Annotated in this window: 20 protein-coding genes; 1 reads left to right on the plus strand and 19 read right to left on the minus strand. The window is 65.6% G+C overall.

Translation table 11 applies throughout. The features are described 5' to 3' along the window. Window positions 1-159: 159 nt before the first annotated feature. From LJE63_14575 to LJE63_14665, 19 genes are all read right to left on the minus strand, one after another. Window positions 160-1,140: a tetratricopeptide repeat protein gene (locus tag LJE63_14575; GenBank protein ID MCG6907830.1), complete on the minus strand. Its 981-nt coding sequence runs from the start codon at window positions 1,138-1,140 to the stop codon at window positions 160-162. 56 nt (window positions 1,141-1,196) lie between these two features. Then, window positions 1,197-2,924, minus strand: a complete 1,728-nt coding sequence (gene gspE / locus LJE63_14580; GenBank protein MCG6907831.1) for a type II secretion system ATPase GspE — start codon at window positions 2,922-2,924, stop codon at window positions 1,197-1,199. 16 nt (window positions 2,925-2,940) lie between these two features. After that, window positions 2,941-4,989, minus strand: coding sequence for a type II secretion system secretin GspD (gspD, locus tag LJE63_14585; protein MCG6907832.1), 2,049 nt, complete (start codon window positions 4,987-4,989; stop codon window positions 2,941-2,943). A gap of 44 nt (window positions 4,990-5,033) precedes the next feature. Continuing rightward, window positions 5,034-5,942 carry a hypothetical protein gene (locus tag LJE63_14590; GenBank protein ID MCG6907833.1) on the minus strand — a complete coding sequence of 303 codons (909 nt, stop codon included), beginning with the start codon at window positions 5,940-5,942 and terminating at the stop codon, window positions 5,034-5,036. Between the two features lie 218 nt (window positions 5,943-6,160). Beyond that, the gene (locus LJE63_14595; protein MCG6907834.1) at window positions 6,161-6,694 is read right to left on the minus strand and encodes a type II secretion system protein M; all 534 of its coding nucleotides are present in this window, start codon (window positions 6,692-6,694) and stop codon (window positions 6,161-6,163) included. Window positions 6,695-6,901: 207 nt separating this feature from the next. Further along, a complete protein-coding gene (gspL, locus tag LJE63_14600; GenBank protein ID MCG6907835.1) occupies window positions 6,902-8,338 on the minus strand; it encodes a type II secretion system protein GspL in 1,437 nt (478 codons plus the stop codon). A gap of 212 nt (window positions 8,339-8,550) precedes the next feature. After that, entirely contained in the window at window positions 8,551-9,675 is a 1,125-nt protein-coding gene (locus LJE63_14605) for a general secretion pathway protein GspK (protein ID MCG6907836.1), read from the minus strand. Further along, window positions 9,672-10,352 carry a prepilin-type N-terminal cleavage/methylation domain-containing protein gene (locus tag LJE63_14610; protein ID MCG6907837.1) on the minus strand — a complete coding sequence of 227 codons (681 nt, stop codon included), beginning with the start codon at window positions 10,350-10,352 and terminating at the stop codon, window positions 9,672-9,674. Before LJE63_14610 ends, LJE63_14605 begins: the two co-directional genes overlap by 4 nt. 34 nt (window positions 10,353-10,386) lie before the next feature. Beyond that, window positions 10,387-10,827 (minus strand): prepilin-type N-terminal cleavage/methylation domain-containing protein, encoded by a 441-nt coding sequence (locus LJE63_14615; protein MCG6907838.1) that lies wholly within the window; start codon window positions 10,825-10,827, stop codon window positions 10,387-10,389. Between the two features lie 92 nt (window positions 10,828-10,919). Further along, the gene (locus LJE63_14620) at window positions 10,920-11,453 is read right to left on the minus strand and encodes a type II secretion system GspH family protein (GenBank protein MCG6907839.1); all 534 of its coding nucleotides are present in this window, start codon (window positions 11,451-11,453) and stop codon (window positions 10,920-10,922) included. Continuing rightward, window positions 11,438-11,890, minus strand: coding sequence for a type II secretion system major pseudopilin GspG (gene gspG / locus LJE63_14625; protein MCG6907840.1), 453 nt, complete (start codon window positions 11,888-11,890; stop codon window positions 11,438-11,440). The genes LJE63_14620 and gspG overlap by 16 nt, the downstream gene beginning before the upstream one ends. A gap of 38 nt (window positions 11,891-11,928) precedes the next feature. Further along, window positions 11,929-13,155, minus strand: a complete 1,227-nt coding sequence (gene gspF, locus LJE63_14630) for a type II secretion system inner membrane protein GspF (protein MCG6907841.1) — start codon at window positions 13,153-13,155, stop codon at window positions 11,929-11,931. A gap of 100 nt (window positions 13,156-13,255) precedes the next feature. Continuing rightward, window positions 13,256-14,074, minus strand: a complete 819-nt coding sequence (locus LJE63_14635) for an NTP transferase domain-containing protein (GenBank protein ID MCG6907842.1) — start codon at window positions 14,072-14,074, stop codon at window positions 13,256-13,258. Window positions 14,075-14,126: 52 nt separating this feature from the next. Beyond that, on the minus strand, window positions 14,127-15,536 hold the full coding sequence (locus tag LJE63_14640) for a mannose-1-phosphate guanylyltransferase/mannose-6-phosphate isomerase (protein ID MCG6907843.1): 1,410 nt from the start codon (window positions 15,534-15,536) through the stop codon (window positions 14,127-14,129). Between the two features lie 31 nt (window positions 15,537-15,567). Further along, window positions 15,568-17,322 carry a bifunctional sulfate adenylyltransferase/adenylylsulfate kinase gene (locus LJE63_14645; protein ID MCG6907844.1) on the minus strand — a complete coding sequence of 585 codons (1,755 nt, stop codon included), beginning with the start codon at window positions 17,320-17,322 and terminating at the stop codon, window positions 15,568-15,570. A 150-nt stretch (window positions 17,323-17,472) separates the two neighbouring features. Beyond that, window positions 17,473-19,158, minus strand: coding sequence for a nucleotide sugar dehydrogenase (locus tag LJE63_14650; GenBank protein ID MCG6907845.1), 1,686 nt, complete (start codon window positions 19,156-19,158; stop codon window positions 17,473-17,475). A gap of 20 nt (window positions 19,159-19,178) precedes the next feature. Then, window positions 19,179-20,054 (minus strand): 3'(2'),5'-bisphosphate nucleotidase CysQ, encoded by an 876-nt coding sequence (gene cysQ / locus LJE63_14655; protein MCG6907846.1) that lies wholly within the window; start codon window positions 20,052-20,054, stop codon window positions 19,179-19,181. 174 nt (window positions 20,055-20,228) lie between these two features. Next, window positions 20,229-21,245, minus strand: a complete 1,017-nt coding sequence (locus LJE63_14660) for a hypothetical protein (GenBank protein MCG6907847.1) — start codon at window positions 21,243-21,245, stop codon at window positions 20,229-20,231. Window positions 21,246-21,611: 366 nt separating this feature from the next. Beyond that, window positions 21,612-22,283 (minus strand): LysM peptidoglycan-binding domain-containing protein, encoded by a 672-nt coding sequence (locus tag LJE63_14665; GenBank protein ID MCG6907848.1) that lies wholly within the window; start codon window positions 22,281-22,283, stop codon window positions 21,612-21,614. 361 nt (window positions 22,284-22,644) lie between these two features. Here LJE63_14665 and LJE63_14670 point away from each other — a divergent pair, with 361 nt between their 5' ends. Then, window positions 22,645-23,484 carry a formylglycine-generating enzyme family protein gene (locus tag LJE63_14670; protein MCG6907849.1) on the plus strand — a complete coding sequence of 280 codons (840 nt, stop codon included), beginning with the start codon at window positions 22,645-22,647 and terminating at the stop codon, window positions 23,482-23,484. Window positions 23,485-23,516: the final 32 nt, after the last annotated feature.

Consider the following 23,516-nt stretch of genomic DNA (forward strand, 5'->3'; position numbering starts at 1 on the left):
CATTGGCGCTGAGCAAACTGCCCGGCAGGGAATTTTGACTTGCCGACCGCCAGCGGTGGGATCTAAGGAGGTGCAGAGTTCGCGGAACGTTAGAAGCAAAATTTCGCAGCGATCATAAAAGTGAAAAAATGAAGGGCGTCCCCGGTTGTTTGGTTGTTGTTAGAAGGGGATGTCGAGGGCCAGCCACCCTCCCCGGCCGCCGGGGCTGGCGCCCAGGCGCAAGCGGCTGTCCTGGCGCAGGCGCTCGACGAAGGCTTTTTCCTGCTGCCGGTTGAACTTGTGGGCGCTGCTGACCCCGCCGTAGATGTTGCCGGCGTAAAACCCCAGCCCGACTGTCGTCAGCAGCCCGCCCAAGACCGGCAGGTCGTTGTCGAAGGCCTCCCAGGCAGCCGCGGCAAAGGCGCCGTTGACCAGTAAGGCCACCAGGGCGTCGCGCTTCAAACCGGTGTAAAGGTAGCCCCCGCCGGGCACCAGCGAGAAAATGCCGGCGGCCGCCGGGCTTTTACGGGAAATATCCCCCGCGCGGTCAAGACCTTCCTCGATTTCTCCGATGCCCAGCTTCTCCCGGCTCTCCGGCCGCACCCGGGCAAAGGCCTGCCGTGCGGCGTCAAACTCCCCCTGGTCGAGATAAATCCAGCCCACCCGCAGCCAGACCCGGTCCCTCATGTCGTCGTCAGCCGTCACGGCCAGCAGCTCGTCGAGGGCCTGCAGGGCCGCCCGGGTCTCCCCCAGGGCCAGGTGGGCGGCGCTGATCTCAAGCAGGGCCGTTTCCGCCAGCCGGCCGCCCTCCTTTTCCACCACCTCCCGAAAAGCGCTGATCGCCTCCCGGAACTGCCGGTCCATGAACAGGGCGCGGCCGATGGCCATGCGGGCCTCCCCCGCGCGCGGGTCGTCGGGGAAAAAATAGACGAAGCGCCGGAACTCGAAGACCGCCTGGGTGTAGGCGCCCTTTTCTGCGGCCTCCCGGGCGAAGCCAAATTGGTCGTCGGCGCTCAGCTGGATCGTGCCGCCGGCTGCCAGGGCCTGGGAGCCGGCGGCCGCCGTCAGCAGCAATGCCAGAGCCAGCGCGCCGCTGGCCGCAACCCAACGGGATTTTAAGGCCCGCCGCCAAGGGGCGGTAAAAAACGCGCACAGTCGCATGGGAAGCGTCCGCAATTCTTCGGGAGGGGTTTAGCGGGGCCGGTATGGGCAGCCGCTCAGCGCTGGGTGACCCGCAGGACCTCCTCCACGGTGGTGATCCCGTCTAAAACCTTCTGGATGCCGTCGCGGCGCAGGGTGATCATCCCCTGGGCGACCGCCGTGGCCTTGATCCGGTGGCTGTCGAAAGTCTGCAGCACCAGGCTCTTGAGGGTGTCGTCGAGCACCATGATCTCGAAAATCCCCAACCGCCCGCGGTAGCCGGTGTGAAAACAGCTCTCGCAGCCGCGGGCGCGGTAGACCGGCCGGTCTCCGAGGTCCGCGGGCCCCAACCCGATGGGCGCAAGCGCCGCCGGGTCAGGCCGGTAGGCCTCCTTGCACTCGTTGCAGAGCACCCGCACCAGGCGCTGGGCGACCACCGCCAGGACCGAGGAGGAAAGCAGGAAGGGCTCCACCCCGATATCCACCAGCCGGGTGATGGCCGCGGCCGAATCGTTGGTGTGCAGGGTGGAGAAGACCAGGTGACCGGTCAGGGCGGACTGCACCGCGATGTCGGCCGTTTCGCGGTCGCGGATCTCGCCGATCAGGATCACGTCCGGGTCCTGGCGCACGATGGCGCGCAGCCCGCGGGCGAAGGTCAGATCGATCTTGGGGTTGACCTGGATCTGGCTGATCCCCTTGATCTGGTACTCCACCGGGTCCTCGATGGTGATGATGTTGATGTCCGGGTGGTTGATGGATGAGAGCACCGCATAGAGGGTCGTGGTTTTGCCGCTGCCGGTGGGGCCCGTGACGAGGATGATGCCGTTGGGCGACTTGACCAGGGCCTCCAGGGTGGCCAGCCGGTCGGGCGGCAGGCCGATCTCGCCCAGCTCGAAAACCGAGCTGGTTTTGTTCAGCAGCCGCAGCACCACCCGCTCGCCGAAGCCGGTGGGCAGGGTTGAGACGCGCACGTCGATTTCCTGGTTGCCGACCTTGACGTCCAGGCGACCGTCCTGGGGCAGGCGCTTTTCGGCGATGTTCAGCCGGGCCATGACCTTGATCCGAGAGATCAGCGCCGGCTGGATCCACTTGGGCGGGGCGAGCAGGTCGTAGAGGATGCCGTCCACCCGGTAGCGGACCTTGAAGGAGTCCTGGTAGGGCTCGATGTGGATGTCGCTGGCGCGGGCCTTGACCGACTGGGTGATGATGTGGTTGACCAGCTTGATGATCGGGGCGTCGCTGGTGTCGTCGAGGAGGTCTGCGGTGTCCTGGATCTCGCTGATGATCGTGCCGCCGTTTTCGGTCATGTCCTGGACGAGCTGCTCGGCGGAGCCTTCGCTGAAATCGTAGGCCATGTTGATGGCCGCCAGGATGGCGCTGCGAGGCGCCAGGACCACCCGGTAGTCGCTCACCCCCAGAAGCCGCCCGAGGTCCTCCAGGGCCTGAAAGGCGGCCGGGTTCCAAACCGCGATGGTGCAGCCGTCGGCCTCCACTGCCGGTTCGCCGCGATCGCCGGCAACGTCCCCATTTTGCAGGGGCACCATCAGGAACTTTTTCAGAAACTGGATCGGCACCCGCTTAACGAACGCCCCCCCGATGTTTTCCAGCGGCAGGTTGGGCCAGAACGGCAGGCCGTATTGCCGGCTGAGCGCCTCCAGCAATTGCTGCTCGCTTACGACCTTGCGCTGGATCAGGACCTCGCCGACGCTGACGCCTTTTTCCAGCGCCAGCCGGCGGGCATCGCTGTAAGCCTCCGGCGGGACGCTGAATTTGTGCTCCAGGATGTCGGCCAGTCTGGGTGTCATGGCGGCAGTATCGCTCTCAGGGGGTGGTGCCCTCGGGGGGTTTGGCTTGGGGATCGGGCACCACCGGCGCCTTTTGGTTCAACAGGCGCTCGTAGAGCTTGATTTCACTGGCCTCACGGGCCTCTTTGCGGACCTTGTCGATCTGGTCTTTTTTGGAGCGGTACATGCTGTCGGCCTCGGCGGGGCTCTTGACCACATGGGGGGTCAGGAAGACGTAAAGGTTGGTTTTGATGGTGTTGATGGAAACCGAGCTGAACAGGTACTTCAGCCCGGGAATGTCCCCCAGGCAGGGCACCGAGGTTTGCGCATTTTCACTCAGATCGTCGATCAGGCCGCCCAGCACCACGGTGTTGCCGTCGTCTACGATGACGGTGGTGGTGACGGTGCGCTTGGAGGTGACCGGCTGCAGGCTGGTGGTGGCGCTGGTGACGTTGGTCACCTCGAGGTCGATTTTCAGCCGCACCATGCGCCCCTCGCTGATGTGGGGGGTGATGGTCAGGATCTTGCCGACGTCGCGGTATTCGAACGAGTTGAAGGTGTCGTTGTCACTGGTGGAGGTGGTGGTCTGAAAGGGCCGGTTTTCACCGACCGTGATGCTGGCCTCTTCGTTGTCGGTGGTCAGGATCTGGGGGGTGGAGAGGATGTGAAAGGCGTCATCGGTTCTGACCGCCTGCACCAGGGCGCTGATGTTGGAAAAAGTGAAGTCGCCGACGGTGATGGGCTCGCTGATGATCCCCAGCGAAAAGCCGCTGCCGGCATCGATGGGCAGCTGGCCTTCGCCGCCGCCCAGCCGCGTGCCGCCGGAGCGGAAGCCGCCGCCGAAAACGGCGCTGCGCTCGTTGACGGTGGTCTTGCCGAAGCTGCTCCACTCCACCCCGAAATCCAGGGCCTTATCGACGTTGACCTCCATCAGCAGGGCTTCAATGTAGACCATCGAACGCGGAATGTCCAGCTTGCGGATGATCTCCTCGAGCACCAGGTAGTCGTCGGGGTCGGCCATGATGATCAGGCTGTTGGTGGCCTTGTCGGCCGTGATGCGGACCTTGTCGGAAACGATCGGCGCAGTCGGTTGGCCTTCAGTGGCCCCCGCCCCCTTGCTGGGCAGTTCCCGCAAAACCGCCGCCAATTCCTCGGCAGTGGCGAACTCCAGGTAGTAGACCCGGATATTGCCCTTGTCGCGCGGCGTTTCGCGGTCGAGCAGCGCGATCAGTTTCTTGATCCGTTCGGCCTCCACCTCGCTGGCCAGAAGCACGATGCTGTTGGTGCGCTCGTCGGCCACGAACTTGACCGTCTGATCGTCCGGCGCGCCGGGGGCCCTGCGCACCCGCCCCCGTTCCTGAAAAACCGTGGTCAGCAGGGTGATCATCTTGTTGGCGTCGGCATACTCCAGGGGCACCACCACGATCTGGTGGCCCATACCGGTGACGTCGATGACCCGCAGGATACGCAGCAGGCGGTTGATATTGGATTCCACGTCGGTGACGATCAGCATGTTGGTGGGGACGTAGGACAGGATCACGCTGTTTTTGGAGACCATCGGGGTGAAGAGCTGCTTGATCTCGTTGGGGTCGGCGTATTTCAGCGGAATCAATTGGGTGATGACCCGGTCCTTGCCGGGGCCGGCCTCCTCCCGGATGCGGGTCTCGATGCTCTTGCTGCGGGCCTCTGGGGAGGGCACGATCTTGATGATTTCCCCCGAGGTGACGGTGGCATAGCCGTGGACTTCCAGCACCGACTCGAACACCTGATAGGCTTCTTCAATGGAGATTTTGGCCGGCGAAATGATCGTGACCTTGCCCCGCACGCGGTTGTCGACGACAAAGTTCTTGCCGGTCAGCTCGCTCATGAATTTGATGAAGACATTGATGTCCACATCGTTGAAATCGATGGCGACCATTTTTTCGGCGCCCTCCGGTGCCCCACCGGCCGCCGCGGCCGCCGGGGCATTGTCATCCAGGGCGCTGTGCACCGGCTGGCCGATGGGCAGCAACAGCAACAAACCGATCAGCAGCCATCCCCAGCTTCGGTTTTTGACGGGTCCATCAAACCGGCCGAATCCGTTCATAACTCTCTTTCATTGAGGTTCATGGCAGGCGCTGCGCCACCGGTTCATTCCACCTGAAAATTCAGGGTGGTGGGCCGGCCGCGGCGGTTGAGCTCCAGGCTGAGCCCAGTGCCGGAGGTCAGCCTTTCGAAAATCACCCCCAGCTGCTCCGCCGATCGGACCGGCTCCCCGTCGATGGCGGTGATCACATCCCCGTCGCGCAGACCCAGGCGCCGAAAAACCGACCGCGGCTGAATACCCGTCAGGACCAGACCGTCGGGCCCTCCTTCGGTCTGATGGGGCTGCAGGGTCAGGTCCTTGAGAGGGTCCTCGGTCTGGCCCAGCATGGCCTGGAGCATGGCGGGCCGCAAGCGGATGGTCTGCGGCCGGGGGACCGGCGGGGCCGTGGGCGACGGCATGCCGGCCCGCAGGTCGGGTCCCTCGCCGCCCACCCCTTCGGACATCGGCCGTGGGGCGGGGCCCCGTCCGCTGGGAACTTCCTGCATCTGCAGGATCTCGTCGCGGTCTTCGACCTCCAGGACCACTTTTTCCCGCAGGATCATCTTAAGGGTGGCACTTTGGACCGCGTCCCCCACCCGGTAGAGGTTCTGCCGGCGGCTCTGGGAATCCTCGATGACCGCGAAGACCTCCGGGCCTTGGCCCGAAACCGTGCCCCAGAGCTTGAGCTTGAGCTGGGTTTCCTTGAGGGCCTCGATGTCGATGGCCGGCTCCGCCGGGGTTTGGCCCCCGGTTTCAATCCGGAACAGGTTGCGCTCGGCGATCGCACGGTACCGGGAGAGCGGCGGCCTGGGGGGCGCTTTTTCGGCCGGCTTCGACGGCGTGACCTCTGGGTCCTGCGGCGGTGTCTGGTCCTGCCTCGTCGGAGCCACCTGTTTAAAAATGGCGAAGCCCAGATAAACCCCGCAGGCGATCAGGACGACCGACAGTAAAGTGGCCAAATTTTTAAAGCTCATGAGAATCCGGGTTCCCGAGAAGGCCGCACACCCCCCGGCCATCTCCCTGGCTCGGCCTCATCCGGGGGGCCTGCGAAACGGCTGCGGTTTGGAACGGCCTCCATTTCAAGATCGGCCAGCCGGGTCGCCCACTCCAGTTTCCGGGCATCGGACTAACGGAAAACCATGGGGCCGAGCACAACAGCAGCAGGCGGCCGCACCCAAACCGTCGCCGTGCATCAAATTTCCAACGTCTCCACCTGCAAGACGGCCGTCAGCATTTCGGCGGCCTTGCCGGTCTTGGTGACCGAGAGCCGTTTGACCGCCACCAGGTTGGGCGAGGTTTCGATGCGGTAAAGATACCCGCTCAGCTGCTCCAGGTTGACCCCCTGGAGCTTCATCTCCACCAGCGAAAGCTTGTAGGGGCCGTCCGGCTGATCGACGCTGGAGGGCTTCATGTAGGTGATGTTGGCCTTGATGCCGCTCTCCCCGGCCAGCCGGTCCAGGAAGGAAAAGAGTGTGAAGGACTTCTCGCGCCGGGCGAACTCCTTTTCAAAAAGCGCCCCCTGCCGACGCAGGGCTTCATACTCGGCCTGCAGGGCGCGGATCTCCGCCAGGCTCTGGGTCCTGGCGGCAATGGCGCGCCGCAGCTGCTGACGCTTGCTGAGAAAAGGCGCCACCGCGAAGTACCACAGCGCCAGCAGGCAAACCCCCGCCGCAACCGCCGAGACGACGGTCTTTTCGCGCTTGTTGAGCTGAATCCCCAAAGTCATCCCCCCCGCGTGGCCGGTGCTTACCAACCTGTCGGAGAAACACCATTAGCTTAAAGTTGATGATGCGTTAAAAGTCGAAAACCAGACGGTTTCGAAAAAAGTCCAAGTTCAAGGCGCGCAAATCTCAGCGGCGTGAGGCGTACTCCTGTACGCCGCAGCGACTTCGAGATGCGGCGCAACGCGGAAATTGGGCTTTTTGCGGGACCGTCAAAGTTGAACTTTAAGTTTGAACCGTATGCGGTTGTCACTCTTTTCCATGGTGGCCGAACTGATGGTGACCCCCTTGAAGCCGGCCTGCCCCTCCAGCCGGTTTTTGATGTCGTCAACGGTGTTGAAGGTGTCGGTGCTGCCGGAAAGGAGCACGCTGTCGGGGCCGATCAGCAGCTGGGTCAGCTCGATGTCGGTTTCGGCCGGAATCAGCGTGCTGAGAGCGTAGAGAATATCGATGTTGCGCGGTATATCGGTGCCGTCTCCCGGAAGAAAAAGCGTTTTTTTCAGATCGGCGAGCTTCACCCGCATCTGCTGCAGCGGATCGACGACCCGGGTGACCTCGGGGAAGGTGGCCCGGAAGATGGCGGTGATTTCCGCATCCAGAGCGCTGCGCCGCTGGTTCAGACGATAGACCTCCAGCCCGAGATTCGCGGCCCCCAGCAGCAGGACAACCAAGGCCAAGGCCCCCAGCCGCATCAGGGTGGTGCGGTGTTCGACCCACTTTCTGCGGGGCGCAAAGGCCCCCCGGCGGAAATTGAGGACCGCCCTGCCGCCGGTGCCCGCCAGGGCCAGCGCCAGGGCCCGGTCAAAACGGCATGCCTGCCAGTCTTCGCTGGCCGCTTCCGGCAGCAGTCCGGCTACGTTTTGCCCCAGATCCAGCGGCGCCACCGGGATGCCAAGCTCCGCGGCGATCTCCGCCTGCAGGGCCGTCCCGGCGCTGCAGGCACCGGTCAGCAGCGCCCGCGCCGGACGGAAGTCCTCCGGGCTGAGGCCTTCCAGCGCCGCCAGCGCCCGCCCCACATGGCTGCCGATATCCCCGGCGGAAACACCGTCGCCGGTGCTGAAGGGATAGATCAGGTGGAGTTTACCGGCCATCAGGGCGGTCACCTGACCCTGCCCGGCGCCGATATCGATCAGCAGCAGATGGTCGTCGGCGCCTGCCCGCTCGACGAGGCAGCGGGCCACCGCAAACCCGCCGGCGCTCACGGCTTCGGGCGCCAGACCGGCGGCCGCCAGGGCCGCCAGGCTCTCGCCCAGCTGGTCGCCGTGCACCACGCCGGCCAGCAGGCGGGTCTGCTCGGCGGTGTGCACCCGGTAGAAGTCCATCACGGCCTGGTCCACCGAAAATGGCAGGCTGGCCTCGAGTTCAAACGGCAGGACCTGCCGAATTTTGCGCTCTTCGGTAAACGGCAGGGTGAGGTTACGATAGGAAACGAGCCCGTCGGGCAGGCCGGCGATGCAGTCGCTGCCGGCGATGTCCAACTTTTCGCCGATCTCGGCCAGGGCGCGGGTCAGGGCCTCGGCCGAATCTTCCGCCGGCGCCAGCGCTGCGGCCGCAAAACCCATCAGCTGCGCGCCTTTCAGCCCGCTTTTGAGCACAACGGCGGAAACGCCGTCGCGGCGGATATCGAGCCCGAGAATCGTTTTGCTCATCTGTTTGGCAGCATTCCCGTCCGGGGTCCAGTCTAGGGGCCTCGGCAAAAAATAATTCCACATCTTACCGGTCTTTTGGCCCGCCCTCTGCGTTACATCCGCCGGCACATATCTCGATATGCGCCGACGAATGTGCCTTGATGACGAACCAAAATCCTTCGCCATATTGTGGAATTATTTCTTGCCGCGACCCTAATCCTGCCCCTTATAGGCTAATTTTTGCGCCAGCTCAAGACCTTGCAGTGCCAGCGGCCGCTTGCGGGGAGTTTTTCGCGCCGCACCACGGCGCTGACGGTGGTCTCTACCTCCCGCAGGACGGCCTTGGACCGGATGCGGAAAAGGTCGCTGGAGACGGTGATCAGCCCCGGTGAGAGGGTCACGCCGGCCAGACCGGGAACGCTCTGATACCAATTGGCCAGCGACAGGTCGTGCAGGAACATCTCGTTGTCGGCCTGCAGCCGGTGATCGGCGATGGCCTGGGCCAGCTCGGCGTATTCGGCCGGCAGAAGCGCCCGCAAAACCGGCAAGGCGGCGGTGTTGATGTTGACTTTGCCGTCAAAGCCGCCGGGGCTTTGGGCGGTCGCCGGGCCGCCGTGAACCGTCAGATATTCTGCGATCCCCGGAAGATCTCCAAGACCATAGTAGAGATCGGGGCTCACGCCCTTGACCCGCAGCAGCTCTTCGAGCCCGGCCAGCGGGGCGTTGCGCGCGCTGTAGGGTGGATCCAGGCTCTCGTAGTAGTCGGACTCGGCACCGGAGAGACCGGTGGTGGCGTCCTCGTCGCCCGCGTCGATCCAATCCTTGAGAGCGCTGATGATGGTGGTGGTCAGATTGAGCTCCTCGAAAACCGGGTCCTTGACCTCCAGGGCCGCGTACTCGGCGATGATCGGCCGCAGGAAGCGGTCCAGCAGCATCTCCTGCTCGGGGTTGAAGTCCCGCCCGCCGGGCTGCACCACCAGGGCGTTAACCTGGATGCGGGCGCGCTCATCGCTGATTTCAAGCGTTACCCGGCCCTCGTCGAAGGGAATTTCTTGCAGCGCCTCGGCCAGCTTTTCGGGGCTCGCCCAGTCCTCCTGGATGGAGTCCGCGCGGGTTTCCAGCTTGTCCTTGATCAGGAGCGCCATGGCGGCGTGAACCCCCGCAACGGCCGCCTGCTCGGCGGCAAACCGGTCCCGGCCGGCGGCCGCGGCGATCACCGTGGCGCGCATCCGGCGGTTGAGTTCGAGCCCGGCAGTCACCACTGCCGTGATCACCGTCAGGGTCACCAGCAGCGCCATGCCACGCTCACCGGCGAAACCCGACCAGCGGCGGCGGGGCCGCGCGCCAAAAGGACTCATCGGCTTTTCTCCCTGAAGACCGGCAGCGCCACCCGGGTTTCGAACACCCGCCCCCCGTTCTCGTCGCCGATCTCGATCCTGACGCCCACGGCCACCGGAGTGGCGAACCCGGTTTCGGCCGCGTCCGAATCCCAGCTTTCGTGGGCTTCGCCGGCCTCGTCGAAGAAGGTACAGGTCATTGCCCGCAGGTTTTCGCAGAGGACCGGGTCGGCCGGGCTCTCCTCGAACTCGGGGGCGGGGTCCAGGCGGTCCGAGCGCCGCAGCACTATGCTGCCGTCGGGCGCCTCGGCGGGGTAGTAGACGATCCGGGCGATGCCGCCCCCGGAGGATCCATCCAGGGGCACGTGGGCGTGGCTGGTGAAGCGCAGGCGGGCCAGAGCGGCAGCCCCGCGGTCGACCCCCTCCCCCACCACCCGGTAGGGGTCGGCCGCATCGCTGGCGGTGGGCGGTGCGTAAGCCGGCCGCTGGGCGACGTGGATCTGGCCGAGATCGGAGGCCATGCGGTCCAGGCAGCGCCTGGCCATCTCGTGCAGCGCGGCATCGGCCTGGATGTGCTCGCCCCTGGAGAAAACCGAGTTGAAGGAGCCGAAGATGGTGGTCACCACGATGGCGAAAATGAAAATCGCCACCAGGACTTCCAGCAGGGTGAAGCCGCCGCCGGCCGCAGCGGGCAGCACGCACCTGCCCGTGGCCGAAGGTTGCGGCCGGGGTTCAGGGGGTGGCGATGTCGACGTCACTGCCATAGTAGCGGTAGGTCCTGAGGGTGAAAAGGCCGCCGCCTTCCAAGGCCACGCTGAGATCGATGCGCATCAAATCCCGGCCGGGGCTTCCCAGGGCCTCGGCGCCGGAGGCCTCGACGCCGGCGCGCCAGGTGTAGCCGGGAAAGTCCGCACCGAAATCGCCCTCCCCGCCCCGCAGTTCGGCGGAATCGCTGCGCTCCAGTTCGGCCAGTTTAAGCCGGGCAAGCTGCGGCGCCACCGTATCGAAGCGGGCGATGCGGTCCATCAGGATCGACTGGGCGTAGAGGCGGTAGACGCTGACCAGCACCACCGCAACCAGCATCAGCGCCACCAGGACTTCCAGCAGCGAAAAACCGCCGGCGGAGAGGCAACGGGGGCCGGGACGTGGTTTGGTGGGGGAAGGTTCGCGCATAAAAAAAACGGCCGGGTGGGCGTGCGTGCCCGCCGCCCTGGTGTGGCCTGTCTGCCCGGATGGCGCCGCCCTGCGACGCGAGGCCCGGGAGCCTATTCGAAGGCGACCCTTTCCGGGAAGAGCTTGACGCCCGCCAAAAACGGCTCGATGCGAAAGGAAAACTCGCGGCCACCGTCATCCACGATGTGGATCAGGGCCATGTCCGAGAACTCCTGGGGGTAGAAGCGGATGACGGCCACGCCCTCCGTCTGGCGGCCGCCGGGATAGGCCACCTCTTGCAGACGGACGCCCCGCGGCAGGCGGTAAGCGGCATCTTCCGCGGCGGCCTGCAGGGCCGCGTCCATGGCCTCGTGGGTAACCCACAGCCGGCCGGCCGCCATGTCCAGGTGCAGGCTGAAGGTGGTCTGGGCCCGCACCGCCTCCTGCTGCAGGGTGCGCACCTGGGAGATGATCCAGCGCGCAGCACGCAGGGTGCCGTCGCTCAGAAGGTCGTTCTGCAGCCGGGGGGCCGCCACATAGAGCATCAGCGCCAGAAGACTCATCACCACCACGAGTTCCAGCAGGGTAAAACCCGACTCGCGGCCGCATCGCTCGCCCGGCAGCCCGGCAGTTATTGGATTTCCCAATTGTTGACGTCGGCGTTGATGCCTTCGCCCCCGGCCAGACCGTCGGCACCATAAGAGCTGAGGTCGAAGTCACCGTTGACGCCGGGGGAAAGGTAGACGAAATCATTGCCCCAGGGGTCTTTGGGCACCCTGTTTTTTTCGAGGTAGCCGCCCTCCCGCCAGTTGCGGGGGGTGGTGCCGGTCTCCGGGGCTTCCACCAGGGCCTGCAGGCCCTGCTCGGTGGTGGGGTAGACCCCGTTGTCCAGCTTGTAGAGCTTCAGCGCCGTTTCCAGGTTGGTGATGTCCACCCTGGCCTTGGTGATGCGGGCCTCATCGGTGCGGCCCACCAGCCTGGGGGCGATGATGGCCGCCAGGATGCCCAGAATCACGATCACCACCATCAGTTCGATCATCGTGAAGCCCTTGTGGTTCAAGTTCCGGCGAAAGATCCTTGGCATGCGTCCTCCCTAAAAATATGACCCTGGGCCGCGTCAGTTCAGCGGATCAGGGTGTTCATTTCGAAAATCGGCAGGCAGATGGCAAGCACGATAAACCCCACCACAATGCCCATCATTAAAATCATAACAGGTTCCAAAAGTGATGTCATCCGCAATATGGTCGCCTGGACCTCGTTTTCATACACGTCGGCAACCTTGTAAAGCATCGCTTCCAGCTGCCCGCTCTGCTCCCCGACGCTGATCATCTGGATCGGCAGATCGGGAAAGACCCGGGAGGCGGCCAGGGCGTTGCCGAGACCCTGCCCCTTGCCCACCTCGCGCGCGGCAGCCGCCACGGCATCGGCCAGGAGGACGTTGCCCACGACATTTTTGACGATTTCAAGCGCCGAGAGCAGCACCACCCCGTTTTCCAGCAGCGAGCCCAGGGTGCGGGAAAAGCGCGCCACGGCCATCTTGCGCACCAGAGCGCCGACCGCCGGAAGCCGCAGCAGGGTGCGGTCGATCAGAAACCGCCCCTTGGCGGTCTTGCCCAGCATGCGCACCAGGACCACCAGCCCGACCACGAACAGCAGCAGCAGCCACCAGCCGCTCTGGACCAGGGCGCTTAACCGGATCAGAAAGCGGGTGGGCGCCGGCAGCACCTGGTTCATGTCGGAAAAAATCGCCGTGATGCTGGGGACGATGTAGGTCAACAAAAAAAAGAGCACCAGAAGCCCCACGGCCAGCATCAGCAGCGGATAGGTCATGGCCGAGCGGATCCGGTTTTTGAGCTCCTCCTGTTTTTCGCCGATTTCCGCCAGGCGGTCTAAAACGATCTCCAGGGTCCCGGAGGTCTCACCAGCCCGCACCATGTTGATGAAGAGCGTGGAAAAGGTGCCGGGGTAGCGGGCCAGCGCCGCGGCGAAGCTGCTCCCGGCGACCACCGAATCCTTGATTTGGGCCAGGATGCGGTTGAAGGTGTGCGAACGGCCCTGGGAGAGCAGGGTGTCCAGGGCCGGGACCAGGGGGAAGCCGGCCCCCAACAGGGTGGCCAACTGCCGGGTCAGCATCGCCGCCTCGGCCGGTCGGATGCGCCGCCGCCGTCGGCCAAAGGAAAAGGGCTGCCGCTCGGGCTTGACCTCGCCCGCCCTGGCTTCGTGCACGCTGACCGGAAAAATGCGCGCCGCGCGCAGCTTCTGGCGGGCCGCGGCGGCGCTGTCGGCGTCGATGATGCCGGAAACCTTCTTGCCGCTGGCGTCCAGCGCACTGTATTCGAAAACGGCCATAAGCCTGACCTGTCGCTTGCCGGGCCCGGGGCGGCCCCCCGCCGGGGGTCGGCGCCCGTCCCGGTCTCAGCGGCGTGGGCTTGACCCCGCCCGGCGGGGTTCAGAGGGCGCTCTTTACGCGTGCCTGGGCCTTTTCCAGGGCCCCCAGATCGTCGATGCCCATGGTTTCGGTTTCATCCTCGGCCACCAGATAGCCCACTGCCCGGCCGTCGGCCACCATGAACTCGATCAGATCGGTGATGAAGAACTCCTCGATGGCCGTCATCCGCCCGTCGACCAGCTTGTGGACCGTCTGCGGGCGGGAGGACAGAACGGGCAGGTAGGCCAGCAGGGCCTCCCGGGTGACCGCGTAGATCCCCGAATTGCAGATCGATAGCGCCGCCGCCCGCTCGGCCGGGTAGTCCTTCCAGTACTTCCACTCGGTGATCCGCCGCACCCTGCCGGCCTCGATCTCCAGCACCCCGTACTGCTTGCGGTCCACCGGCCGGAAGCCCAGCACCACGAGATCGTTCGCGTCCAGGGCCTGCACCAGGCGGGCGTAGGTTTCGCTGCGAACGAAAGGCACATCGCCCATGGTGATGATGAATCGGCCGCAGGCCAGCCTCTGGATCTGGGGCAGCGCAGCCAGGATGGCGCCGCCGGTGCCGTTCAGCACCGGCTGCTCGCAGTAGGCCACCGGCAGGCCGCGGGTGGCGGCGATCACGTCCGCCTTGCAATGGTTGACGATCAGCACCTTGGGGCCTGTTGGCAGGTGCGCGAGCAGGTGCAGCAGGATGGGGCGGCTGCCGCAAAAGGGGGTTTCGCCGGCAACCAGCGGCAAGAGCGTCTTGTTGCCGGCATAACCCTGCATCCGGCTGCCGCGCCCGGCCGCCATGACGATCGATGCCACATCCTGCGGGGTGGGGTCTGTTGGGGTCATCTCAAACCTCTGCGGGGTGCCGCTATGACACCGCGTCGGGCCCTGAGCCGGTTCAGGCGGGCCGGTTGTGACGCACGATATCATCCTCGCCCAGGTAGCTCCCGGTTCGGATCTCGATCAGCTCCAGGGTGATTTTCCCGGGGTTTTCCAGGCAGTGGCAGACCCCCAGGGGAATGTAGACCGATTCGTCCTCTTTGATCAGGAGCGTCTCCGCGCCGCGGGTCACCAGGGCCGTGCCGCTCACCACCACCCAGTGCTCGGCGCGGTGGTAATGCTCCTGCATGACAATTTTGCCGCCGGGCTTGACGATGATCCGCCTGGCCTCGAAGCGCGGCCCCGCCACCATGGCTTCCGAAAAGCCCCAGGGCCGGTAAGCGCGCCGGTGGACCAGGGCTTCAGGCCGTTTGCAGGCCTTTAGGGTATCCACCAAAGCCTTGACCTCCTGCACGCGCCGGCGCGGCGCGATCAGCACGGCATCGGCGGTCTCCACCACGATGTGGTCAACCAGCCCCACGGCGGCCACCAGCCGGCTGGTGGCCTTGAGATAGGAATTCTGGACGTCGTGCACCAGCACGTCGCCGTGGATCACGTTTTGGGCGGCGTCCTTGGGGCCCACCTGCCAGAGGGCCTCCCACGAGCCCAGGTCGTTCCAGCCGGCGTCCAGCGGCACCATCACACCGCGGTCGGTCTTTTCCATGACGGCGTAGTCGATGGAATCGCTGGGGCACGCGCTGAAGGCCGCCTCGCCCAGCCGCGTGAAATCCAAATCCTCGCACCCCTCGGCGACCGCCTGGCGGCAGGCGGCGACCATCTCGGGCGCCAGCCGCTCCATTTCGGCCAGCACCTGCCCGGCCCGGAACATGAACATCCCGCTGTTCCAGCAGTAGGCGCCCGAGGCGACGTAGGCCGCGGCGGTGGCCGCATCCGGCTTTTCCACGAAGGCCGCGATTTCCAACGCCTCGAAGCCGTCTTCGACCAGCCGCTGGCCCTTGCGGATGTAGCCGTAGCCGGTTTCCGGCGACCGCGGCAGCACCCCGAAGGTGATCAGGTGGTCGCGGCGTGCAAAGTGCTCGGCGACGGTCAGTGCTGCGTGCAGCCGGTCCACCCGGGCGATGAAGTGATCGGCCGGCAGCACCAGCAGCAGCGGGTCCTCGCCCGGCCCGGTGGCCTTGACGGCGGCCACCGCCACGGCCGGGGCGGTGTTGCGGCCCACCGGCTCGAGAACGATGGCCCTGGGGGTCACGCCGATCTCACGCAGCTGCTCGGCGGCCATGAACCGGTGGTGCTGGTTGCAGACCACGAGCGGGGCGCCCAGCCCGGGATAGGCGCCAAGCCGCAGGACGGTATCCTGAAGCATGGTGCGCTCGCCCACCAGGTCCAGCATCTGCTTGGGGTGGAGGGCCCGTGACAGCGGCCAGAGGCGGGTGCCGGAGCCGCCGGCCAGGATGACGGGGACGATCATGGGACTCTTCTCAAAGTTTGAGTTTCGGGTGTCAGATGTAGCCGCTTTTGCCCAGGGCCACCAGGATCTCCTGGGCCGACTCGTCGGGGGTCAGGCTGCTGGTGTCGATCCGGACCTCGGGATTGCGCGGCGCCTCGTAGGGGTCGTCCACCCCGGTAAAGCCCTTGATCAGGCCGGCGCGGGCCTTGGCGTACATCCCCTTGCGGTCGCGGCCCTCGCAGACCGACAGCGGGGTGGCCACGTGCACCTCGAAAAACCCGCCGTAGGCCTCGATGGTCGCCCGGATCTCCTCGCGGGTGTTTTCGTAGGGGGCGATCGGCGCGCAGATCGCGATCCCGCGGTTTTTGGTGATTTCGCTGGCCACGAATCCGATCCGGCGGACGTTGATGTCGCGGTGTTCCTTGGAAAAATTGAGCTCGCTGGAGAGGTTGTGGCGCACGATGTCGCCGTCCAGCAGAGTAACCGGGCGGTCGCCGATCTCCAGGAAGCGGGAGTAGAGGATCTTGGCGACGGTGGATTTGCCCGCCCCGGAAAGACCGGTGAGGAAAACAGTGAAGCCGTTTTGGCGCGGCGGCGGATAGGCCTTCTGAAGCTCCGTCTTGACCTCCGGGAAGGTCATCCAGTCGGGGATGCGCCGCCCCTTGCGGATGCGTTCGCGGATGTCGGAACCGGTGAAGAAAAGCGTCTGGGTGCCCGCCGGCACCTCGGAGACCGAGCGGTATTCGTCCTCGAAGGGCAGATAGACCATCTGCGGGAAGGGCAAGATGGCGACCCCCAGCTCCTCGGAAAAGCGTTCGGTCAGGGCCGGTGCGGCATCGGGGGCGTAAAACGAGCGCCCGTTGCGGTCGTCGCCGGGGCTGCCGTGGTCATGGCCGATGATGAAGTGGCTGCAGCCGAAATTCTTGGCCAGAATCAGGTCCAGCAGCGCGTCGCGCGGCCCGGCGAGGCGCATCGCAAGCGGCAGCAGGCTGAGCAGAAAAGACTCGGGCGGGTAGTGATGGCTGATGGCCCGCAGGCAGCGAACGCGGGTGTAGTGGTCGAAGTCGCCCGGCTTGGTCATCCCCACCACCGGCAGGATCAACAGGTTGGCTTTGGCGCGCTGCATGGCCTCCAGGGTCATCTCGAAGCCCGGGCGGTGAATCGGGTGGCGCGTCTGATAGCCCACCACCCGTTTCCAACCGAGTTTGCGGCACACCGCGCGGACCTCGGCCGGGGTCAGCCGCAGTTGTTTGAAGTCGAAATGAAGCGGTGCGCTGACGACTTCCAGGCTTCCGCCGATGTAGTAGTCCGCGCTGTTTTTGAGCAGGCGCTGGACCCCGGGGTGGGTCGGGTCCTGGGTGCCGTAGACCTTGAAGGCCTCCTTGTCCCGCGCCAGGGGCCATATATCGGCGACGTGCATGACCGCCAGCAGAAAACCCTCCGGGTCGCGCAGGGCCACGGACTGGCCGGCTTCCAGGGAGCGCGCCTGGGTTTCGGGTATGTCCAGGCAAACCGGAACCGGCCAGAGGGTGTCGTCCTGGAGGCGCATGCGGTCAAGCACCGACTCGTAGTCGCTGCGGGTCATGAACCCGCGCAAGGGTGAGAAGACACCGGTCGCCAGCAGCTCCAGATCACAGAGCTGGCGCTCGTTGAGGGTGATGTCGGGCAGCTTGAGGGCGATTTCCTTGAGAATCGCCGCCCGATCGTCGTCCACCAGCAGGTTGATCAGTTCACCGCCGTGGGGGGCCGCGCCGCAGGCCGCGGCGTTTGTAAGGGAATCCTTCATGTCCATCCGCTTCATCAGCATTGACGGTTCCGCAAAAAGCCCAATCTCTGCGTTGCGCTGCATCTCGAAGTCGCTGCGGCGTACAGTAGTACGCCTCACTCCTCGAGATTTGCGCGCCTTGAACTTGAACTTTTTTCGAAACCGTCTTGTTTTTGACTTTTTACTGCTTCATCAGCATGGGTTGCGGACCTGGTCCTTGATGCGCTTGACGTGCCCGCGCCCCAGGCCCTTGACTTCGCAGCCGAGTTCGAAATAGCGCCGGATGCGGTCGTCGTCCAGCATGCCGAAACAGTCGACGATCGCCGCCGGCCCACCGATCATGGCCACGACTTCATCGGGGTCCAGATCGCGGTAGGCCTGGTGCCGCACGGCCAGCACGACGGCATCGGCGCCCTGCAGGGCCTCATCCAGCGATTTGGAGACGCGGGTGTGGGCGAGCTTCTCCTGGTTGCGGAAGAAACGGGCCAGCGAATGGCCCGGCGCCGGGTAGCTGTCTTGCTTTTCCAGCTCCCACCAGTGCTGGACGTAGGGGTCGTGGACCTCGACGTCCCCGCCCATCTCGGTCAGTTTGCGCACGATCACCTCCGAGCCGCTGTAGCGCGTGTCGCCCACATCTTCGCGGTAGGAGGCGCCCAGCACGCTGATCTTGGAGGCCGCCACGATCCTGCCCATGTTGCGCAGGGCGTCGCGCACCAGCTGGGCCACGTGCAGCGCCCGGGTGTCGTTGATATCGATGGCCAAGGGGGTGATCTTGAAGATGTCGTCTTCGAAACCCATCAGGGTGTTGTAGGCCCAGACCCCCAGCCCGCCGTCCTTGGGCAGGCAGTAGCCGCCGATGCCCGGACCGGGGAAGATCATGTTGGCGTGGGTCGGCCGGACCTTGATGGCCTCGGTCACCTTGGTGAGGTCCACGCCGTTGCGCTCGGCGAACAGGCTCCACTCGTCCAGGAAGGCGAGAATTGTCGCGCGGTAGGAGTTCTCCACGATCTTGCAGGTTTCGCTCTCGATGGGGCGGTCGAGCACCGTCAGCGGGAATTCTTCGACGTTCAGGATCTCGGAGAGAAAGGTGGTCACCCGCTCGCGCGCCGCGGGGTTGATGCCGCTGCAGACCCGCCAGAAATCGCGGATCGAGGCCACGTAGTTGCGGCCGGGCATGACGCGCTCGAAGGAGTGGGTCAAAAGGGGTTCCACACCGCTCAGCCCGCGCTGCTCGAAGGCCTTCTTGATGATCGGGTAGGCCACGTATTCGGTGGTCCCCGGCGGCACGGTGGTTTCGATCAGGACCATGCACTCGGGGCCGATCTTCTCGCCGATGACCTTCAGGCTGGCCTCCAGGGCGGCGATATCGGCATGCCCCTGGCGCACATTGCCGAAAGTCTGCTTGTGGTAGTCGCACTGCACGTCCACCACGACCACGTCGGCCAGCTTGAGGGCCTCGTAGGTGAAGGTCGCGGTGAGGGTTTTCTTCTCCAGAACGCAGCGCCGGATCAGGGGCGCCACCTCGGGGTCTTCGGCCTCCACCGGCGCCACGCCGCGATTGAGATAGGGGATTTTCCAGAAGGAGCGGCTGGAGGGCCGTTGCATGCCGATTACGAACTTGCCGGGCTGACCGGTCTTGCGGTCCACGGAATCGGCGATCACCCCGGCCATGACCGCCCCCACGAAGCCGACGCCCATCACCACGACGATTTCACGGCCCTTGGCGCGCTCCTCTGCCGTGAGCGCCGCCAGACGCTCCCACTCACTCTGGTAGTCCGCCGCGCCGGGCAGCGGGAAGGTCTCGCCGGCGGGGCAGACCGAAAAGGATTCTGGCGCCGTTTGCGCATCTGCAGGACTATCGGTTGTGCGGTCTGACATGGGGTGCGGCTCCTTTCAACTCACTGTGAATTGCCGGCCGGCGGCGTTGTCTTAGACGGACGGTGCGGCCCGGCCGCAAAAAACCAGGGGTTCAGCAGATCCTGCTTGTTGTAGACCAGCGGCCGGCCCGTTTCCTGGGCCACCACCGAACCGCCGCTGGCGGTCACGATGGCCTGGCCGGCGGCCGTGTCCCACTCCGAGGTGGGGCCGAAGCGCGGGTAAATATCCGCTTTTCCCTCGGCCACCAGACAGAATTTGAGCGAGCTGCCGGCGGAGATGAATTCAATCGCAGCGTGGCGCCGGCGCTGGTCCTCGACAAAGCGTGCCAGCTCCCCGGTGCCGTGGGAGCGGCTGCCGGCGATGGTAAAGGCCGCCCCGGGAACCCCGGCCAGGGGCAGCCGCCGGGCGTCTTGCAAAAACGCCGCCAGCGTTACGGGGCCATCCAGGCGGGCATCGGTGCCGCAGTCGAGGCCGTTCAGTTTGAAGGCCCCCATCTCCCGCTGGGCGAAATACAGGGTCCCGGCCACAGGGACATAGATAACCCCCAGAACCGGGGTCTTGTTTTCCACCAGGGCGATGTTGACCGTGAATTCATCGTTACGTTTGACGAACTCCTTGGTGCCGTCCAGGGGGTCCACCACCCAGAGCGTGTCCCAGGCCGAACGCGTCTGCCAGGGGATCTCCCGGCCCTCCTCGCTGAGCAGCGGCAGCCCCAGGGGTTTCAGGGCGGCGCTGATGATCCGGTGCGCGCGCTCATCCGCCAGGGTCAACGGGGTGTGATCGGCCTTGTCCGTGACCTGGAAATCGGTGTGGTAGACTTCCAGGATCGCCTGGCCGGCCAGGCCCGCGGCCCGGATGGCTTCGGCCAGGTATTTGCGGTAGCGTTCAGCGCTCATGCCCACTCCTGAGATAAGGATGCTGCCACAGCAGCGGGGGTCCCCCGCCGCTAGCAGCCGAGAATTTCAAACCGCTTTTAAGGTGATTGGCCCGAAAAATCAACCACTGCCGTTTGGCCGGGTGCGCCTGCGAGGGCCGGGGCGTCCCCGGAGCCGCCGGCAAACGGCCCGGGCTCAGAAACGGGCGGCCGCTTTTGAATGCCCCAATGCCTGCGCCTGTGGAAAATTGGCACGCATGACCTCAGGGTCACCCTGCAGCAGCCGCAATCGCCCCAGGCCATAGTAGTACAAGCCGCCGGTGGGTGCAACCCGCGGGAAACGGTGGGTGGCCTCGCCGGCCGCCGGCACAGGCGCGATCTTGAATGTCCGGACCGGCGGCTGCGGGTCCCCGAACGGCGCAAGCCGCTCCAGGGCCTGCCAGGCCATGGGGCCCACCAAGGCCAGCAACAGCAGCGGCGGCAGGATGAAGCCCGCCGTGCTGGTCGCCAGAATGCCCGCCTTGGCACCGCTTCCGGGGGTGAACCGGACCCCGCCACGCAGGCTTTTGAGGTTGTCATACAAGACGGCGTTGTAGAAGAGGATCAGCGGGAGAAAGACCAACGCCAGGAGCGGGCCGGCCAGCGGCACCAGGAGCAGCAGCGCGTAAAGCCCCCAAATGAAGACGATCCGGAAAAACACCGCGAACCAATGCCCGCGGACGTATTCGCGGCTTTCCAGGAGCGCACCCATCCCGCGGCTGCCGCCGTCTGCCAGGACAAAGGGCGCAAAATAAAACCAGACCGAAAAAAGCACCCACGGAACGACCAGGAAGGCGGCGCCGGTCATGACAAACCCCAGCAGCAGGGAAATCCAGATGGTCGAAAGGACTTTGCCGCGGGCATCCGAGAGGCACGCGCCCAGGCTGAAGCGGGGCTTAACGACGGCGATCAGGGCGGCCGTGGCGCCCCAGTTGAACAGCCAGACCAGCGCCAGTACGCCCAAAAAAGCGGCGGCGGCGGCGGCCGCCAGGCGCTGCTGGGGAACCAGGCGGGAGGCGAAGTGCCCCGCGGCCCAGAAAGCGCCGCCCGCCGTGGCGCAGGCCAGAAGGGTGACGCAACCGATTCCGATGAGGTGCCAGATCCGCTTGCGATAACAGCCTATAGCCACCTTCAGCTGGGTGCCGAAGCCGTACAGGGCCGGGGGGGGCTGCATCGCTGAAATTCCTTCCATGGGGGGCATGGGGCGTCGATCCGATCTTCAGGGGGTCTTCAACAGGGTGCCGCATGCCACTCCATCGGCAGATCGGCGACTTTCTTTACCCCGGGTGGGGGTGGGGATTCTGCGGGGGTCAACCGGGCGGTATGAAAACCGGTCGGGGGCACGGAGATGGATTGTCGACAACACCCCCTGACGGCCCGACAGGGGGCGGCGGCAGCGCGGGGGCCTAACGCGGCGGGGACCGGTCGGGGCCCCTGCCGCCACCGATGTATTGGGCGGCGGGATTCCGGGATGGGGTCGGTGGGCCTGGCGCTTCTGAAGCTGCCGGGATCGGTCGCCGCCGGCCCACCCTCATCCCGGCTATTTGCCGGAGCCCACCGTAAGCCGCTGGCCGGGCTGGATGACCGCCCCTTTGGCGAGACCGTTCATCCGCATCAGCTGGTCGACGCTCAGCCCGTAACTGCGGCTGATGCCGTATAGCGTCTCGCCGGCTTTGACGGTGTGCGTCTTGACGGTCTTTTTGGCCGGGGCCGCGGCGGTTTTCTTGGGGGCCGCCTTCGGGGCGGCGGCCTTGGGCGCCGCTGGGGCAGGGGGCGGGGTTCTGGGCGTGTTTTCGATTTTTTCCAGCCGCTCTGTGATCTGGTCCATGCGCAGGTTGGAAAAGGCCTCGAAGCGGTCCAGGCGCGCCAGTAGGGTGTCGATGGCGTTGCCTTTTTCCACCAGTTGCGCCACCACCGGCTCCTGCCCCTCCACCCCGGCCAGCCGTTGTTCCAGCTGCTGCAACTGCGCCCTCAGGGGCTCCAGCTGCCGGTCGATATTGCCGCCCCGCGGGGTGAACAGGATCAGCAGCAGAATCACGACAGCCGCCGCGCCGGCGGCGATCAGCACCACGGGGTTGAGCTGGCCGAGGGACTTCAGGCTGAATTTTCCCCGCTCTTCGTCGCCCAGCGGGGAGTACGGGGGCTCATCGACGTAGTCGCTCCCCGGTTCACGTTCATCCCCGCGCTGCTCGATATCATCCTTCCATTTCATTGCGAACCTCCCCTCAGCACCTCGTAGGTTTTCCCCTGAAAGCGGGATTTTGGACGTGTTTCTGAATCAGCGGCAGGCGCCGCTTCCACCAGCCGGCGCGACGTCTCAGGGTGGCGGCGGCGAACGCCGGGCTGACCCATCAGCGCCATTGCCCCCCGTTCCTGTTTCGACCGGTGTTTGGCGGTCACCATAAATCATCTGGCCGGGCGACTTCAAGCCCTAACGTGATTGCAGTTGACGGATTTTTCCGATTGGTGTTAGGGAAACACGGTCGGCGGAAGGCAAACCGGCCTTCCCGGGAGGCGGTGCCACCCGCACCGCTTCTCCGGCTGTCGCAGAAACTTCCACAAGGAGCAGCGGCGTGGGACGCAGGCTGTGGCGATGGGTGATGCTGTGGGCGCTGGCAACGGCGGCCTTGACCCTCACCGGTGAGGCCCTGGCGGGGGGAGCCATCGTGTCAAACCGCCTGGGGATGCGCCTGGTCTACATCCCGCCCGGCAACTTCGAGATGGGCAGCCCGCCAACCGAAAAAGGCCGCAATCCCGACGAGGCGCGCCACACGGTCACCCTGACCCGCGGCTTTTACCTTGGCCAGACCGAGGTGACCCGGGCCCAGTGGCGGCAGCTGATGGGCGGCGACCCTTCAGGAGGAGACGGCTGCGGCCCGGACTGCCCGGTGACCCAGGTGTCCTGGGAGGAGTGCCTGGCGTTCATCGCCCGGTTAAACGCCCTGGAGCAAACCCAATCCTACCGCCTGCCCAGCGAGGCGGAGTGGGAGTACGCCTGCCGCGCCGGGAGCCGGACGGCCTTCTCGGCCGGGGAGATCAGCGTGCTTCACTGCCAAAAGGACCCGGTACTGCAGGCCATCGGCTGGTATTGCGGCAATTCCGGCTTCGCCCCCAAGCCCGTGGCCCAAAAAGCCCCGAACGCCTGGGGCCTCTACGACATGCACGGCAACGTCCAGGAGTGGTGCCAGGACCGGGCCGCCTGGCGCGATCCGCTCAGTGGGCGCACCGGGGTTTTCACCGACACCTACCGCGGCAAGACCCTCGACCCCCTCTCCCTTGCCGGGGACCGGCGGGTGCTGCGCGGCGGCGCCTGGAACAGCAGCGCCCAGGACTGCCGCGCCGCCAAGCGCATCGTCTTCAAGCCCGTGCTGCGCCGGACCTACGTCGGTTTCCGCGTCGCCCGCAGCCGCTGAACGCCCGCAGCGCGCCGACCCGAATTTTCGGC

The organism is Desulfobacteraceae bacterium, from assembly GCA_022340425.1.
In the GTDB taxonomy this organism is placed as follows: domain Bacteria; phylum Desulfobacterota; class Desulfobacteria; order Desulfobacterales; family JAABRJ01; genus JAABRJ01.